Source organism: Paenibacillus pectinilyticus, from assembly GCF_001700435.1.
Classification (GTDB): domain Bacteria; phylum Bacillota; class Bacilli; order Paenibacillales; family NBRC-103111; genus Paenibacillus_E; species Paenibacillus_E pectinilyticus.
Genome location: NZ_LYPC01000011.1, coordinates 194,513 through 211,366, shown reverse-complemented (window position 1 = coordinate 211,366; position 16,854 = coordinate 194,513). Strand labels below are relative to the sequence as shown.

Annotated in this window: 15 protein-coding genes; 8 read left to right on the top strand and 7 right to left on the bottom strand. The window is 50.5% G+C overall.

What is annotated here, in order from left to right; translation table 11 throughout:
* Nucleotides 1–77: 77 nt before the first annotated feature.
* Nucleotides 78–1,910 (top strand): ABC transporter ATP-binding protein, encoded by a 1,833-nt coding sequence (locus A8709_RS04745; RefSeq protein ID WP_065851029.1) that lies wholly within the window; start codon nt 78–80, stop codon nt 1,908–1,910.
* Between the two features lie 90 nt (nt 1,911–2,000).
* Here A8709_RS04745 and A8709_RS04740 read toward each other — a convergent pair whose 3' ends face one another.
* Nucleotides 2,001–2,606 (bottom strand): FMN-binding negative transcriptional regulator, encoded by a 606-nt coding sequence (locus A8709_RS04740; RefSeq protein ID WP_065851028.1) that lies wholly within the window; start codon nt 2,604–2,606, stop codon nt 2,001–2,003.
* A gap of 180 nt (nt 2,607–2,786) precedes the next feature.
* Here A8709_RS04740 and A8709_RS04735 point away from each other — a divergent pair, with 180 nt between their 5' ends.
* Nucleotides 2,787–3,764, top strand: a complete 978-nt coding sequence (locus A8709_RS04735; RefSeq protein ID WP_141692428.1) for a Gfo/Idh/MocA family protein — start codon at nt 2,787–2,789, stop codon at nt 3,762–3,764.
* Between the two features lie 97 nt (nt 3,765–3,861).
* Here the strand turns inward: A8709_RS04735 and A8709_RS04730 are convergent, their stop codons facing one another.
* Entirely contained in the window at nt 3,862–5,364 is a 1,503-nt protein-coding gene (locus tag A8709_RS04730) for an MDR family MFS transporter (protein WP_065851027.1), read from the bottom strand.
* A 116-nt stretch (nt 5,365–5,480) separates the two neighbouring features.
* Here A8709_RS04730 and A8709_RS04725 point away from each other — a divergent pair, with 116 nt between their 5' ends.
* On the top strand, nt 5,481–6,020 hold the full coding sequence (locus A8709_RS04725) for a PadR family transcriptional regulator (protein ID WP_065851026.1): 540 nt from the start codon (nt 5,481–5,483) through the stop codon (nt 6,018–6,020).
* Between the two features lie 2 nt (nt 6,021–6,022).
* Here A8709_RS04725 and A8709_RS04720 read toward each other — a convergent pair whose 3' ends face one another.
* A complete protein-coding gene (locus A8709_RS04720; RefSeq protein ID WP_065851025.1) occupies nt 6,023–6,508 on the bottom strand; it encodes a hypothetical protein in 486 nt (161 codons plus the stop codon).
* A 186-nt stretch (nt 6,509–6,694) separates the two neighbouring features.
* Here A8709_RS04720 and A8709_RS04715 point away from each other — a divergent pair, with 186 nt between their 5' ends.
* Entirely contained in the window at nt 6,695–7,369 is a 675-nt protein-coding gene (locus tag A8709_RS04715; protein ID WP_065851024.1) for a response regulator transcription factor, read from the top strand.
* Complete coding sequence (locus A8709_RS04710; RefSeq protein ID WP_341833413.1) at nt 7,366–8,508, top strand: HAMP domain-containing sensor histidine kinase; 1,143 nt, start codon at nt 7,366–7,368, stop codon at nt 8,506–8,508. Before A8709_RS04715 ends, A8709_RS04710 begins: the two co-directional genes overlap by 4 nt.
* Nucleotides 8,509–9,216: 708 nt before the next feature.
* Here the strand turns inward: A8709_RS04710 and A8709_RS04705 are convergent.
* The 3 genes from A8709_RS04705 to A8709_RS04695 form a co-directional block, all read right to left on the bottom strand.
* A complete protein-coding gene (locus A8709_RS04705) occupies nt 9,217–9,609 on the bottom strand; it encodes a DUF2500 domain-containing protein (protein ID WP_167357003.1) in 393 nt (130 codons plus the stop codon).
* Nucleotides 9,610–9,679: 70 nt separating this feature from the next.
* On the bottom strand, nt 9,680–10,123 hold the full coding sequence (locus tag A8709_RS04700; protein ID WP_065851023.1) for a hypothetical protein: 444 nt from the start codon (nt 10,121–10,123) through the stop codon (nt 9,680–9,682).
* Nucleotides 10,124–10,935: 812 nt separating this feature from the next.
* On the bottom strand, nt 10,936–12,012 hold the full coding sequence (locus A8709_RS04695; protein WP_065851022.1) for a M42 family metallopeptidase: 1,077 nt from the start codon (nt 12,010–12,012) through the stop codon (nt 10,936–10,938).
* A gap of 204 nt (nt 12,013–12,216) precedes the next feature.
* Between A8709_RS04695 and A8709_RS04690 the strand changes: the two genes are divergently transcribed.
* Both A8709_RS04690 and A8709_RS04685 read left to right on the top strand, forming a co-directional pair.
* Nucleotides 12,217–12,942, top strand: coding sequence for an MBL fold metallo-hydrolase (locus tag A8709_RS04690; RefSeq protein WP_065851021.1), 726 nt, complete (start codon nt 12,217–12,219; stop codon nt 12,940–12,942).
* A gap of 15 nt (nt 12,943–12,957) precedes the next feature.
* Nucleotides 12,958–13,539 (top strand): TetR-like C-terminal domain-containing protein, encoded by a 582-nt coding sequence (locus A8709_RS04685; RefSeq protein ID WP_065851020.1) that lies wholly within the window; start codon nt 12,958–12,960, stop codon nt 13,537–13,539.
* Between the two features lie 288 nt (nt 13,540–13,827).
* Here the strand turns inward: A8709_RS04685 and A8709_RS04680 are convergent, their stop codons facing one another.
* Complete coding sequence (locus tag A8709_RS04680) at nt 13,828–14,499, bottom strand: DNA-3-methyladenine glycosylase family protein (RefSeq protein ID WP_084224674.1); 672 nt, start codon at nt 14,497–14,499, stop codon at nt 13,828–13,830.
* Between the two features lie 237 nt (nt 14,500–14,736).
* Here A8709_RS04680 and A8709_RS04675 point away from each other — a divergent pair, with 237 nt between their 5' ends.
* Nucleotides 14,737–16,737 (top strand): elongation factor G, encoded by a 2,001-nt coding sequence (locus tag A8709_RS04675; RefSeq protein ID WP_065851019.1) that lies wholly within the window; start codon nt 14,737–14,739, stop codon nt 16,735–16,737.
* Nucleotides 16,738–16,854: the final 117 nt, after the last annotated feature.

Here is a 16,854-nt window from a genome sequence, read left to right as displayed (position 1 = left end):
ATGATCTAAACAAGTGTTAGAGAGAAACCATCGTAAAGAACAGATTCATATCCGATCGGGTAAAGGAGTAGAGATAGATGGCACAAACAAGAACAAAATCAGAAAATCCAAAACAAAAAAATGACTGGCGAGGGTTTCTTCGCTTATTAACAGGGGCGAATCCTCCCAAGCTCATACTGACTATCGCCTTAGTGTTGAGTGTAATTGGTACATTAGTCAGCTTAGTCATTCCAATGTTTACGAAAAATGTGGTCGATAACTTCTCGATATCCTCACTAAATTGGTGGCAAATTAGCGGGATGGGCGCTGCGTTCATCGCTTCAGCCGTGGCTTCCGGTGTCGCCACTTACTTACTTAACTATTCAGGACAGCGGGTTGTAGCTGGAATCAGGGATCGTCTTTGGAAAAAGCTGCTTGTGCTGCCAGTTCGTTATTATGATAATCATCAAACGGGCGACACGATCTCCCGGATGACGAATGACACCGCTATTATCAAAGGATTAATTGCCGAGCATATGGCCGGCTTTATTACAGGTATGATTTCGATTATCGGATCGATCGTCGTGCTGCTCTATATGGATTGGAAAATGACGTTGATCATGTTCAGCATTTTCCCGATCGCTTTTCTTATTCTTTTTCCACTCGGTATGCAAATGTACAAAATCTCTAAAGGCATGCAAGCCGAGACAGCCAGCTTCACTTCTGTATTGAATCGTGTGCTTTCCGAAATCCGTTTGGTGAAAGCGGCAAATGCAGAGCCTGTGGAGTACAAGGAAGGCAGCGAAGGGATCCAGAGACTATTTAAATTCGGACTCAAAGAAGGCCGTATCCAAGCGCTCATGTCGCCGCTGATTATGTTTGTGATGCTAATGCTGTTTGTCGTGCTGTTCGGCTATGGCGGGACGCGTGTCGCGTCAGGCGCGATCTCAGCCGGTCAGCTCGTAGCATTCATGCTCTATTTGTTCCAAATTGTCATGCCGATTACACAAATCACGCAATTCTTCACGCAGGCTCAGAAAGCGATGGGGGCGACAGATACAATCCTTAAGGTATTGGATCACGAGGAAGAGGACCCACATGCAGGTGTACCGGTAACAGATGCTTCCCAGTCCCTGCACTTCGAGAACGTATCCTTTGGATATAAAGAAGACGATACGATATTGAAAGATGTCAGCTTCACAATGGAAGCAGGTAAGGTCACGGCGATTGTAGGGCCGAGCGGAAGCGGGAAGACAACGATGTTCTCCTTGCTGGAGCGGTTTTACACACAGCAGGAAGGGAATATCACGCTCGGTAAGGAGAGCATTGGGCAGTACTCACTCGTTTCGTGGCGCAGCCAAATCGGCTATGTTTCGCAGGAAAGTCCGCTCATTGTCGGGACAATTCGCGATAATATCTGTTATGGCTTGCAGCATGAGGTGACGGATGAGCAGCTGAAACGTGCATCCAAGATGGCTTATGCAGATGCCTTCATTGATGATCTACCGCAGCAATATGACACAGAGGTCGGTGAACGCGGCATTAAGCTCTCTGGTGGCCAACGCCAACGGATTGCAATCGCGAGAGCACTGCTTCGTGATCCGAAGATTCTCATGTTGGATGAAGCTACTTCTAGCTTGGACAGCAAGTCCGAGGTAGTTGTGCAACAAGCTCTGCAGAATTTGATGCAAGGCCGCACGACACTAGTTATTGCGCATCGCTTGTCCACGGTCGTGGACGCCGATCAGATTATCTTCCTCGACAAGGGCGTCGTTACAGGCCGCGGCACGCATCAAGAGCTCATCGAGTCTCACGAGATGTATCGTGAATTTGCCACGCAGCAGCTGCAGATTCAAGAGCAGCTAGTGGCGGAGCATTCACCGGTGAAGTCGGAGACTGTGCCCGTAGCAGCGGAGCAAGTTCATTCCTAATAAAAAATGCCTCTATCCCCATGGTATATGGGTGATAGGGGCATTTTTGTGCTCTTAAGGAGACAGGCAGGTTCGTCACTGGTGGCGCAATTACTTGAGATTCTCCCTCATCCATGCAGCGATTTCTCGCTCGGCACAGCCTTTCTGTTCCAACGCCGCAACAATGCGTTCCTGCCGCTCGATCGGGTGATTCTGGCTCAGCTTAGCCTTCCCTTCGATGCGCGCAATGGGGAGCTTGAAGCCCTGGATTCCTTTGCTCAAGCCAGCTAGATACGCTGGGTCAACCGCGTCTAGGTTGTACGGGCTGTTGGATTCTTCGTATTTGCGTGTTAACTGTTGCAGTACGTGCAGTACCTCCTCTTCCTCTTGCATGAGTTGTGCTTTGCCATAAACATGAACGGCCGTATAGTTCCAAGTTGGAACCGCGGAGGCTGTGCCGTACCAAGAAGGCGAGATATAACCATGATGACCTTGGAAAATGACAAGGGTCTCTTGGTCTTCGATTTCCTGCCATTGCGGGTTGGGGCGGGCAAAATGCCCGTATAAGATGTGAGTCGCCGGATCGAGCAGCAAGGGAATATGCGTCGCGAAAGGATGTCCTTGAACCTGCGAAATGACCGTAGCGAAGCTATGCGCATCTATTAACGCATATAGCCTGGTAAGGTCATCGATTTTGAAATGGGAGGGAACATACATGGTTTCCACCTGCTTTTCCTTTTTGAGGAATAGTATAGCAATCCATATGGTACATACAAAGTGCCAATTTAGGTTGATTTGAATGGACCACCTGCGGGGTTAAACTTTGCGGGCGGAGGAGGAGCGACTACGGGCGTCGAATACGTAACTAACTTCAATATCAATAAGGAGGCTTCAGATATGGAAAAGGTACGTTGGGGAATTATCGGCTGCGGCGATGTGACGGAGGTCAAAAGCGGTCCCGCCTTGCAGAAGGCAGAAGGCTCGGAGCTAGTCGCGGTGATGCGCCGCAATGGGGCGCTGGCAGAGGATTATGCGCGCAGACACGGTGTCGCAAAGTGGTATGATGATGCGGAAGCGCTGGTGAATGATCCAGATGTAAACGCGATCTATGTCGCAACACCGCCAGGTTTCCATCGCGAATATACATTGCTGGCTGCAAAGGCCGGCAAGCCCGTCTACGTGGAAAAACCGATGGCTCGCAATCACGCAGAGTGCCAAGAGATGATCGCGGCTTGTGAAGAAGCGGGTGTTCCCTTGTTTGTGGCCTATTATCGCAGAGGGCTTCCTAAGTTCGTCGAAATCAAGCGCCTGCTAGATAGCGGCGTCATTGGTGATGTGCGTTTTGTTCAGTCGACTTACACGCAGCCAATGAGAGCCTATCAAGACGGGCTAGAGCCTTGGCGCATTCAACCAGAGTTGTCTGGCGGCGGCTTATTCGTGGATTTGGCGAGTCACGCGCTGGATGTTCTCGACTTTTTACTTGGACCGATCGGTGAAGTCAAAGGTTTCGCAAGCAACCAATCCGGTCAGCAGAAGGTAGAAGATATCGTAACGACGAGTTATGCGTTCGAATCCGGTGTGATGGGGACAGGCGTATGGAGCTTCAGCTCCCACAAGCACCTGGACCTGAATGAAATTGTCGGCAGCCGCGGCAAGCTTTCTTTCTCCACCTTCAGCGGGGATCTTCGCATAGAAAGCGCTGACGGCACCGTAGAAGAGGTGGAGATTCCGAATCCGCCACACGTCCAGCAACCGCTGATACAGACGATGGTAGACGATCTCAGTGGCCTTGGGCGATGCCCGAGCACAGGCATATCGGCCGCGCGGACGAATCGCGTCATGGACGAGCTGCTGCGCGATTTTTACCGGGCCTAGACAAGTCCCTAATCAACGAAAACCCCAGCCGGATGCGTGTTTACACATCAGACTGGGGTTCTTTATGCTGCGCTCCCTAGTAGGAAGGCGGAGTTGTTTATGCTTTTGTGCTTGTTGCTGCGACAGCAGGCGCAGGTGTTGTCGTTGGTGCTGCTGTTTTGTCAGGTGTAACGACATTTTTACGAATAAACAAAGAAATCGGCAACGCAACAAGTGAAATACACGTAGCTAATAAGTAAACATCATTGACACCCATCGTAAAGGCATGTGAACCAATTTGCAGTTTGTCCGTCATACCGCCAAGAACTAATTCCTTGCTGTGTGTGGCAGTTTTGGAGGATAACACGGAAGTGAATAGGGCAATGGCCAAGGAACCGAATACGTTACGGACCCAGTTATTAATCGAAGTTGCATGACCCGTCAACGTTCTCGGGATTTGCTCCATTGCAGCATTACTGGATGGCATCATGGCACAAGCAATCCCAATGTTACGAACGATCATCCAGAATACGATATAAGTGCGTGAAACGTCAGTACTCAACCAGCTAAGGGTAAGCGTCCCGACGCCAATCAAGGTGATCCCGGTAAAGATCAAAACGCGTGGCCCGACAATCGTATAAAGCTTACCTACCAGTGGCATACAGAGTGCCATGACAAGGGAAGCAGGCAACAGGATCAATCCTGTATCGAGAGGTGTGACATGTTGAATATTTTGCAGGAAAATCGGCGTCAAGAAGGTACCGGAGTACAAGCTCATCGTAACGATACTCGAGATTAAGAGTGACAGGGTGTAGCGTGCATTTTTCATAACACGAATGTTAAGTAGTGGTGAATCAGCCTTAAGCTCTCTCCAGATGAAGATGGCAAGAATGGCTAGACCAGCTGCGAACAACCCGAGGGTGCGGCCGGATGTCCATCCCCAAGCGTGACCTTGCGAGAAGCCAACAAGGAGGGCAAGACTGGATGTAACTACGGTTACTAAGCCGAGTAAATCGAATTTTTTAGGAACGGAAAGACGATAATACGGGATTAGTTTCATAACAAGAATAACAGCGATAACGCCGACAGGTACGTTTAAAAGGAACAACCAGTGCCAGCTCCAATTTTGCAGCAACCAGCCGCTAAGCGTCGGTCCGAAGGCAGGAGCCATCATGGCAGACAAAGACCATAGGGAAATGGCAATAGGTTGTTTCTCACGAGGAATAACTTGATACACAATGGTCATTGTAGCAGGCATAATCAGACCACTGAAAGCCCCTTGCAGAATCCGGAAAACAATGAGGGATGAAGCATCCCAAGAGAGTGCGCATAACAAGGAAAATACAGTAAAACCGATAAGTGCTATTACATATAAACGCTTGTAACTGAATTTCTCACCGAAATATCCGGTAATCGGGGCAATCGTACCGCTGGCGAGCATGAATCCGGTAATCGTCCATTGGATTTTGCTCAAATCGGAATGGAAATGCTCACTTAGAATCGGGATTGCGATATTGATCGTACTCATACTTAAGATCGAAACGAATGATCCGAAGAAGATGGCGATCATAATCGGCCAGAACCGCACCTGCTTTAATTCATCTTTACTTGTATTGCTCAAAATAATCCTCCGCTCTATCCATTGAACTTGACAATAGAATTCTCTATAATTTGAATGAAAATCATCATACTACCGATATATTTATATGTCAATAATGACATAGATAAGGAGCGGCGATGAATACCCTTTCATATGGACTACTAAGCCTTTTAACCAAAAATTCCCGTTCCGGCTACGAACTCATGCTGCATATTCAGCCATTCTGGTCTGCTAAACATAGTCAGATTTACCCGCTTTTGGCACTGCTGGAGCAGAAGGGGCATGTTGCTTACGTACATGTTCCACAATCCGATAAACCGGATAAGAAGGTCTATTCGATCACGGAGCAAGGAAAGGAAGCTTTGCGGGAATGGATTGCTGAACCAACCGATGAGCCTGTGACGAGGGATGAACTCTCTTTGAAGGTGTACTGCATCGGTTTAGTGGATAAAGAGCAGGCGAGGAAGATGCTTGCGGTAAGAGAGGTATATTATAGGAAGAAAAAAGAGCGGTTCGGCTCCCTGATGGATAAGCTCCAACAAGGAAGTGACAAACCGCTCGCGCAATTAGAGATTGGTGATGATGCATTTGGCATGTATGTTTTGGTACATAAAGCAACAATGAAGGTAGATACGGATTTAATATGGTGTGAGTGGATGAAGGAGAAACTGAAGTGAAACTAACCGCCGATTTCTTGAATCACGGTTTGGATTTTCTGTAAGCGAATGTATTCCGACTTTTCCAACTGTGGCCTGAAGTACGCATAGAGGTATGCGGCATCTTCGAAGGATAGGGCTGGGTAGCAGACAACCTCTTGCACAACGAGCGGGTTATCCATGATGACCTGCCATTCGCCGACGCGATCGCCCGGGGGGATGTTGGTGAAAATGTGCGTTTTCGCGGCAATCGTTGACTCGAGTTCGGGCCAAATGTTCTCCCAGGACGGGCTGAATTCCAAAGGCTCTGGGAAAAGCCGCTTTGCTTTGGCGACCGCATGCGCCACCGTTTCCATATCCGTGTCTCTCGCTGCTTTGATGGCCTCCGTAAGGCTATCCAGTAGACGTCTAAACCCCGCGAACCCTTCCGCAAGGACTTCACGTTGATACAAAGCCTCTGCTTCCGCAGTCGTCAGCTTGTTGAAATCCGCCAATGTGTTATTTGTCATGCAGGCCACATCCCCCCATAAGAATCGGTTCTTTCCCCAAATTTATCATAAAGTTTTTACCAAATAAAGCACTTTCATTCACAGGTAATGCACTTGGTTTAAATTCAGTTTATATTGCGGGGTTATGCTATCAAGTATACGAAAACAGGAAGTACATGACTTCAAAGAAGCGAGGCTGAAGAAACAATGGCACCTATTATGATCGTTGATGATGATCCTTATATTCGTGAGTTGGTTCGCGTATTTATGTTGAACGAGGGCTTCGATGTCGTTGAGGCTTCGGACGGTCTAGAAGCGCTTAAGAAGCTGCAAACGGTGCAAGTGGATATGGTTATCCTCGATGTGATGATGCCGAACATGGATGGGTGGGAGCTATGCGAAGAGCTCCGAGCGCATTACGAACTTCCTATACTGATGCTCACTGCCAAAGGGGAGACGTCTCAGAAGGTCAAGGGCTTCGAGCTTGGCGCGGACGATTACCTCGTCAAGCCTTTCGAACCGGTGGAGCTGGCGGTGCGAGTGAGAGCGCTGCTGAAGCGGTATAAAATCGCCTCTTCTCAGATCGTTCAGGCTGGCGATCTCAGTATGAATCGCAAAACCTACGAAGTCATCGCGGGTTCCGAGGGCATCACGCTGCCGCTCAAAGAATTTGAACTGCTCTACAAGCTCGCGAGCTATCCGGGCAAAACGTTCTCGCGCGATCAGCTCATCGAGCAGATCTGGGGCTTCGACTACGAAGGGAATGAGCGGACCGTCGATGTGCATATTAATCGGCTGCGTGAACGATTCCCTGAGGAAAAGCATGCTTTTCGCATCTCGACCATTCGGGGCTTGGGCTACCGAATGGAGGTGCTGAGGTGACGCATCACAGAGAGGAAAGAAGAAGAAAGAAACGTGAACGCAAGGAATGGCGGCAGAAACGGAATGGTCGCTCTGGTAAAATGACCCTTCGTCAGAAAGTAGGCTCTGTCTTGTTCGGAACAGGGGTGATTATCCTCCTTATTGTGTACTGGCTCGCCGCCTACTATGGGTCGCAGCATATCTACGCATATTTGGGAAAGCGTCCCTCAGAAGTCGTAGTCCAATTGATCAATTGTGTTGGCGGTATGTTCTTGTGGGGAATTACGATGGCAATTCTCGGTAATTTCATTCAAAGCCACCAGATGATTTTCTTTAAAAGTCTTGTCAATGCGATTCGGAGTATGTCTAGAGGAGATTTCACGGTGTCGGTGAAAAATGACCCTCGCAATGGTTACTTCGGAGAGCTGGTGGATTCCATTAACCAAATGGCCACAGATCTTGGACAGCTGGAGAAGATGAGACAGGAGTTCATTTCGAACGTATCGCATGAGATCCAATCTCCGTTGACGTCCATTAGCGGTTTCTCCCGCGCGCTGCAGAATGATCAGCTATCGGCCGAGGAGCGTAAACATTATTTGAACATCATCGAGACCGAGAGTGTACGACTTTCGAAGCTGAGTGATAATTTGCTCAAGCTAACTTCGTTGGAATCACAGCATCATCCCTTTGAGCCGAAGACGTATCGACTGGATAAACAGTTGAGGAATCATATCCTGGCTTGTGAGCCCCAATGGGTCGATAAAGATATAGAGATGGATATCGAGTTAGACCACGTAACCATTACGGCGGATGAGGATTTACTTAGCCAAGTCTGGACGAATTTGATCCACAATGCTGTGAAATTCGTACCTGCCGGCGGGATCATTCGTGTTCGTGTGGTAAGCAACGGCGAAGAGGCTGTCGTTCGCATTTCTAATAATGGCCCCAGCATCCAAGAAGAGGATTTGACGCATATCTTCGAACGATTCTATAAAGGGGATAAATCAAGGAATCGCACGGCTGGCGGGAATGGACTTGGATTATCCATTGTGAAGAAAATCGTGGATATGCATCATGGATCGATTGCCGCGGAAAGCCCGGCAGGCGAGATGACGACCTTCGTCGTGCGATTGCCGATTCTTCAGCAGATACCGAATTAACTAGTCGCTCGATGCAACGTTGTTAAACGCAAATAAAGCCCTCCGCTTATCAATGATAACCGGAGGGCTCTATGCGTCATTTTGCCTATTCAATTAGGTTGTTACACACTCCATTCTCCGAAATTTCGTAAACCCGAATTGGTAAGAGATAAGTAAGTTTCGATGTCTAAGTATCCTTTCCACGATAGTCAAACCCTTATCAAACAACCATTCATGAATCTAGAGCGACATTCCCTCACTCGATGACCTTTCCTCGGATGTGTACCTATGATCGGATTTCACGGATTCCCCGCATGCTCATTGAACGAGTGGGACGTTCCTCAGTTGACTCCTGTCGTGTAGAGATCAAGTGAGTAGCATGCTTCGCTAACATGGCCCAATGGACTATCCCCTCTCTAAGGTGGTATTTAGGCTTCTTCGTTGCTTGCTGCACCGTCTGGTGCGGGTTGTCCTCCCTGTGTGCCTTGGATTTATATTAGCCTATTATTAAAATATTGTAAATATTCAGATTATTCAATTATCGATGGAAATATGCCTGTTTTATAAAGTTTTCGTAGGTTATCTCACGATTGCGTTGTTTTGAAGAGATTATACTTATAGGGTTCACGGAGCCGTCAGTGGAAGAGGGAAGGACAGACGGCTAGACAATGATTACAGGAGGCGCGGCGAAGTGAATCATACTGGGCATTCCGTGGTTGTCGCGTTGGTTTATACGGCATTTCTTCGCACGAAATCTTTGAAACGAGTACCTTGGAACGTTAGATTTCCCCTGTCACCCTCTAGGATATGTCCAAATGGTTGACGTTCAACGGATAGCTCTAACCTGCTCTGATCTTCGAACTCAAAAGTAATGTAATAGGAGTAGGAGGTGACAGAACTCAAATGGCCGGATCCACTAGACAACTGCATTCTTTTGGCGACAACCAGACAATGCCGATCCTGAATAGGGGCATTGTTATTTGATGTCCAATCCATAAGTGACTTAATAATGACGAATAAAAATGTACCAATAACGAGAATGAAAATACTGATGAAAATAATAAGAAACAGATACCCACTGCTCCCATTAGGGAAAGGTCCTACATTAAAGCCAGTCAGCAAATGAAAGCACTCCTCAGCATGAATTGTAGAATCACAAGTACATCAACCGTTAATTTCCGTAGGGTGCGGTTTAAAGGAACCGTTTGACAAAACGGTAACCGGATTCGTGAAAACCGATGGGTGCTTGAGAGGCACGGGATTTATCGGATGTTTCTCCGCCAGTTAGCCACATCATCCCGGCACAGTTATGCTCGCTGGTGAGCTGCTCCGCATAATTTCTTAATCGATCCTGCGGATCCTGGTTACTATCTGGATCTTGCTGGATGGAAATGACGGAAATTTCACTAAATGATAGGCTCGGCTCCTCGCTTCCTCTGCGAATCCGAAAGCTTAACGTACCCAGAATGCGATTCTTGTCTTCGTAAACATAGAGTAATTCATCAGGATTATCCCGCAGATTATGTAGCCTGTTCTCAATATGTAAAGGGGAAATAGCCTTGCCAGTCAGGTGAGAAACGAGCGAGCTAATGGCCGTAGTATCTTGGGGGGTTGCTTCACGAATGTTAGAGTTCATGGTTATCCTTCTTTCTAAATACGATTGATAATGTTAATTGTACCATATATTGGAACATTAGTTCTATAATTATGAAAAAAATCCAGGAATTTTACATAACATGAAGTGTTAGATTTAGTGCCGAAAATGGAGGGGAAATAGTCGGAAAAGTGGGTTAATTGGTGGTTGAGAGAGGGGAATGGAGGGGAGATAGTCGGAAAAGTGGGTTAACTGGTGGGTGAGAGAGGGAAATGGAGGGGAGATAGTCGGGAAAGCGGGCTAACTTGTGGGTGAAAGAGGGAAATGGAGGGGAGATAGTCGGGAAAGCGGGCTAACTTGGGAGTGAATGAGGGGAATGGAGGGGAGATAGTCGGGAAAGCGGGTTAACTGGTGGGTGAGAGAGAGGAATGGAGAGGAGATAATCGGAGAAGCGGGTTAACTTGTGAGTGAATGAGGGGAAGGCAGTGGAGATAGTCGGAAAAATGGGTTAACTGGTGGGTGAAAGAGGGAAATGGAGAGGAGATAGTCGGAAAAGCGGGTTAACTTGTGAGTGAATGAGGGGAAGGCAGTGGAGATAGTCGTAGAAGCGGTTTAATTGGTGAGTGAATGAGGAAAATGGAAGGGAGATAGTCGGAGAAGCGGGTTAACTGGTGGGTGAGAGAGAGGAATGGAGGGGAGATACTCGGGAAAGTGGGTTAACTGGTGGGTGAGAGGGAAATGGAGGGGAGATAGTCGGAGAAGCGGGTTAACTGATGGGCAAAAGAGAGAAAGCAAAAGAAGTTAGTCGATGAAATCGACTAACTTCGGTGAAGTGGTGGGACATATGCGGTAGTCTAGGCTTGCGCATGAATCGTGTTCAATGTCGTGCGATCGCTGGCTTGCACCAGCTTGATCAGCAACTCTTTCGCGGCAGCGTAGTCATCCACGTGAAGAATCGACGTGGACGTGTGGATATAGCGCGCGCACACCCCGATGACAGCGGACGGAACCCCGCTGCCTTGCAAGTGCACTTGCCCAGCATCCGTTCCGCCTTGCGAGATGAAGTACTGATACGGGATCTTGTGCGTCTCCGCCGTATCCAGAATGAACTCGACCATCCCACGGTGGGTAATCATCGTGGGATCGAAGATCCGCAGCAGCGCTCCGCGCCCTAGCTGCCCGAAAGCCTGGCGGTCGCCGGTCATATCCCCGGCGGCACTGGCATCCAGCCCGTAGAACAAGTCGGGCTGGATCATATTGGCAGCCGTTCTTGCGCCGCGCAGGCCAACCTCTTCCTGTACGGTGGCACCCGCGTACAGGATATTCGGGAGCTTCGGCCCGCCGTGAAGCTCCTTCAACAGCTCAATCGCGAGGCCGACGCCGTAGCGATTGTCCCAAGCCTTGGCCATAATCCGTTTCGGATTGGCCAGGGGGGTGAACGGGCAGATCGGCACGATCTGCTGTCCGAGCTTGATGCCGATGGCGATGGCATCGGCTTTATCTTCCGCGCCGATGTCAATGTACATCGACTTGATGTCGGCTGGCTTGCTGCGAGCAGCCTCGTCCAGCAAGTGCACAGGCACGGAGCCGATCACACCGATGATCGGCCCGTTCGCCGTCATGATCTGCACACGCTGCGCGGGCAGCACCTGACTGAACCAGCCGCCGAGCGGCTGGAACTTCACCGTGCCGTGCTCGGTGATGCCACTGACCAGGAAGCCGACCTCGTCGAAGTGGCCGGCTACCATGATGCGCGGGCCAGTTTCATCGCCGCGCACAACCCCAAAAAGGCTGCCAAGCCCGTCCTGCACGAATTCATCGGTATATTTGGCAAGCTCGCCGCGTACAAATGCACGGATCTCTCGTTCAAAGCCAGGGGCAGCCTGCATTTCAGTTAATGTTTTAAAAAGTGCTAATGTTTCATGATTCATTAGGGGGACCTCACTATCTGTAATGGAATGTCATCGATCAAGATGAGATCTATTTTACCACAACGGAATGTGCCAATGTCGAGTCGGAGGGCTAATGGGCAAGGCCGCCAATATATTTTAGGGGAAAGTTGGGATCGCCTATTTACAAAACTAATAACATTAGTTATTATACTAATATAAATAGTAAACAGGAGGCGTTGAAAGATGAAAATAACGCGAAACGGATTTTTGTATCAGCTGGCTTTTATGCCGAGAATGTTCCCCGTGAATTGTTACTTGGTCGAAGAAGAGTCGGAATTAACCCTAATTGATGCCGCTCTGCCATTCAGTGTGAAAGGGATCCTGCAGGCAGCCGAGCAAATTGGAAAGCCGATCACACGAATCGTGCTGACTCATGCGCATGGTGATCATATCGGAGCGCTGGATGGATTGAAAAAGGCGCTGCCCCAAGCGCAGGTATACATTTCTCGTAGAGACGCGAAGCTGCTGGCAGGCAATGTGGAGTTGGAGGCTGGGGAGGCACAAACGCCGATTAAAGGCGGGGTTCCAAAAGGTGTTCAGACGAAGCCTGATGTTTTGCTTACGGATGGGGATCGAATCGGTTCTTTGCAAGCATGGGCTGCCCCAGGCCATACGCCGGGTTCGATGGCTTTCCTAGATGTGCGCAGCAAGGCGCTAATTGCCGGGGATGCTTTTCAAGTACGAGGCGGGGTAGCGGTGTCTGGTGTGGTGAAATTCTGGTTCCCGTTCCCAGCAATGGCGACGTGGAGTAAAGAGGATTCCTTGGAGAGCACGCGCAAATTAAGAATGCTAGAGCCCAGCTTGCTTGCTGTTGGACATGGACGTATGCTAGAGAAGCCCGTTGCTATCATGGATGCAGCCATTGAAGAAGCAACGGCGAAATTTCAAGGAGCATCAGCGACGATTTAGAAAAGAGGACAGTAAATGGCAACACGACAAGGATTAGACGCAGAAATCGTACTGCAAACAGCGATAGAAATCGCCGATCAACTAGGGGTAGAACAGCTTTCACTTGCTGCGCTGGCAGCCAAATTAAACATCAAAACACCTTCGCTATATAATCACATCAAAGGCTTGCCAGACCTGAGGAAGCAGCTTTCCAAGCGAGGACTTGTTCTTGTAAAAGAAGCGATGATCGAGGCTGTCCTTGGGAAATCCGAGGATGACGCCCTTTTGGCTGCGGGCATGGCTTATGTGGCTTTTGCTCGCAAGCAGCCGGGCCTATACGAGGCAATCTCGGCGCTTCCGGACTATGAGGATCCTGAGCTGCAAGAGGCGGGGGCGCAAGTCGTCAGCTTCCTGCTGCGCATTCTTGCGGCATATGGGCTCAGTGAAGAAGACGCGCTGCACGTGGTACGCGCTTTTCGCAGCATGGTGCATGGATTTGCCTCGCTCGAGAATCAGAATGGCTTCCGCATGGAATTGGATCGGGATGAGAGCTTGCGCCGGTTATTGCAGACGTATTTGCGGGGTCTGCGGGCGGATGCTGCGGATAAGATTAAGTGAAAAACATGAGCAGCCTAGTTGGGCTGCTCATGTCTTTTTGCATTGATGTAGTTTGGCAACCATTGCATCCATTGTTGTATTTTGTGCAACATATTTAGGCGATTTTTCGATTTTAGCCGAGAATGTTGTAAAACATACAACATGTATAAACGATTCCGCGCATTGAGCAGCATTTTGGGCAAAAATGTTGTAGTTTATGCAGCCTGATGAGTGAAAAAGGTGGAATGGCCCTCATCTTGTTGTACAAAGTGCAACTTAGAAGAGCGGGTGACTAGGGGGTTATGGGGGCTATGTTTTCTCACACGCCTCTACCGGCAGGCCAGAATCCACGAGGCCCGTATCAATTGCTCGCCATAAGTAGAGCGAGCCGAAGCTGCGATAAGGTGCCCAGTTAGCTGCGGCTACGCCTAAGTAGTTCTTGTCAGGGCGCTCAGGGAGGGCATGCAGCCAGCGTGCCGCACGCTGCAGACCAGCATCGCCTAGCGATAGGATGTCGGGTCGGCCGAGTGCGAAGAGGAGAAACATTTCCGCGGTCCATACGCCGATACCTTTGACACTTGTGAGCTGATTCAAAAGTTCGGAGGAATCTACATCATGCAGCTGATCAAGCATCACTTCACCGTTTAGCACTTTGGTGCTGAGGTCGCGGATGTAGCGGATTTTGGGATAGGAGACGCCGCATTGGCGGATGGCTTCTTCATCCATGGCGAGCACATGCTCAGGTGTGATGGCGGGGAGGATGGTTTTGACTCTCGTTTTGATGGTTAGTGCCGCTTTGGCAGAAAGCTGCTGGGAAATAATCGACATCACGAGGGATTCGTAGGGGCGATCGCTGGGTGTAAGTGTGAGCTCGCCGATCAACGTGATAAGACGAGCCAATTTGGGGTCCGCTTGAGATAACGCGATAATGGCGGGATGCTGGTCATCGAGTCTGATGGTTGCAGGGGCAGTGGACTGCATAACGGATCCTCCTCAGAAAAAATATTTCCCAAAAGACTACCACATACGGGGAGTGCTTATTCACACAATGCGCTTTGGAGATTTCGGCTTTCGGATGGTTCCTATCACTCATCAAGCGCTTGGCCAGCCAGGAATGACTCCGAAACACTGACTGATAAAGCTGGTGAACTTATCCAAATTGACGCTCTTTTAGTATAATAGATGCAAGAATGAAAGCCAAAGGGGCTCGGAGCTGGCATGACAGAGGGTAAAGGCATAACATCCAGAAGAAATGTAGGGATTTTTGCGCACGTTGATGCGGGGAAGACGACAACGACAGAGCACCTGCTGTATCTCAGCGGGCGTATTCGTGCGCTTGGCAGTGTAGATAGCGGGACGGCGCAGACGGATTCCCTTGATGTGGAGCGTGAGCGGGGGATTTCGGTTCGGAGTGCAACGACGAGCTTAGTCTGGCAAAATACGTGGATCAATCTAGTCGATACGCCAGGTCATGTCGATTTCTTGTCGGAGGTGGAGCGCTCCCTGCGGGTGATGGATGGGGCAATCCTCATCATTTCTGCGGTGGAGGGCGTACAGTCACAGACGGAAATGATCTGGCATGCGCTGCAATCGCTTCGCATTCCGACTTTGCTATATATGAATAAATTAGATCGTGTCGGGGCGGAGCCGGAACGCGTCCTGCAAGAGATTCATAAGCAGCTCACGGGGATGGCGGTGCCGATTTATGCGCCGATAGGCATTGAAGATACGTTCCGCGGGGCGCGGAACGTGCTGGACGCCGCGCTGCCCGCAGACGGCGCGCTCCCTGGATTCGACCTCGCATCCGCGGTCGAAAAGCTCTCCGAGCTCGATGAGCCGATGCTCACGAGCTACATTGAAGGTGCGCCCATCGCGGCGCACGACGTCAAGACCACCCTGCAGCGATACGCGCGGCAGGGTGAGGCTTTCCCTCTGCTGGTGGGAGCCTCCAGCAAAGCCATAGGGATCGAGGAGCTGCTCGCAGCGATCCTCGATTACTTGCCTGAGCCGCGCGGCGATGCAGAGCGGCCGCTGTCGGCTGTGGTCTTCAAGGTCGAGCGCGACAAGACCATGGGGCGCATGGCGTACGTCCGCCTCTACGAGGGGACGATCCGTAACCGGGACACCGTCGTCAATGCCACGCAGGGCGTGGAGGAGAAGGTGACCCAGATTCGCCGAATCGACGGGCGCAAAGCCGAAGATCTTGGGGTTGTCGCGGCGGGCGACATCGCGGCCGTCTGCGGCTTGACGCAGGTGCGCATCGGCGATGTGCTGGGCCGACCGGACAGCGTGCCGCCAGCGCCGCGCATGGCGGTGCCGCTGTTGACCGTGCAGGTGCACGCGGCGAACGACGCGCAGTACCCCGCACTTGTCGCCGCGCTGCAGGAGCTCACGGACGAAGATCCGCTGCTCGATCTGCAGTGGCTGCAGGACGAGCGTGAGCTGCATGTCAAAGTCATGGGCGCGATCCAGCTCGAGATTTTGACGAGTCTCTTGAGCTCGCGGTTCGGACTTCACGTAAGGTTCGACCAACCTTCCGTCATCTACAAAGAAACACCTTCGCAAGCGGGGGAAGGCTTCATTGCCTATACGATGCCCAAGCCGTGCTGGGCGATCTTACGTTTCCACATCGAGCCGGGCAGCCCAGGCAGCGGGCTCGTGTATGCGTCCCAGGTACGCGGCGAGCAGCTGCTCGTGCAGTACCAGAACGAGGTGGCGCGCCGCGTGCCGGAGGCGCTGCAGCAAGGTCTGCTCGGTTGGGAGGTCACCGACTTGAAGGTGACGCTCCTCGAAGGTGAGCACCACGTGTGGCACACCCATCCGCTCGATTTTGCGGTGGCGACGCCGATGGGTATCATGCAAGGGCTGGCACAGACAGGCACTACGCTGCTGGAGCCGATGCTGCAGGTGCGGATCACCGTGCCAGAAGAGTTCGGCGGCAAGGTGCTGAGCGACCTCGTGCAGATGAGGGCAACTTTTGATCCGCCTAGCATAGCGGGTGGACGGTTTGTTCTGGAGGGCCGCCTGCCTGTGGCAACGTCGCTGGAATATCCCGTGAAGTTAAGCGCCATGTCAGGTGGGCGCGGCGTGATTACGTCCTCTTTTGCCGGGTATCAGCCAAGTCCTCCCGATGTTCATGCCGAGCGTAAGCGGCGAGGTGTGAATCCGCTGGATCAGTCGAAATATATTTTGGCGGTGAGGAAGGCGTTATCGACTTAAGCTTCATCTGGTGGCAGCTCCCATTGACAGGGCTTCCATCCTATGAGTAAAATACAGGTAAGTTAATAACATGTGACGGAGAACAGGAGACTCACTCGGATTGCCCTTTGAATAGAG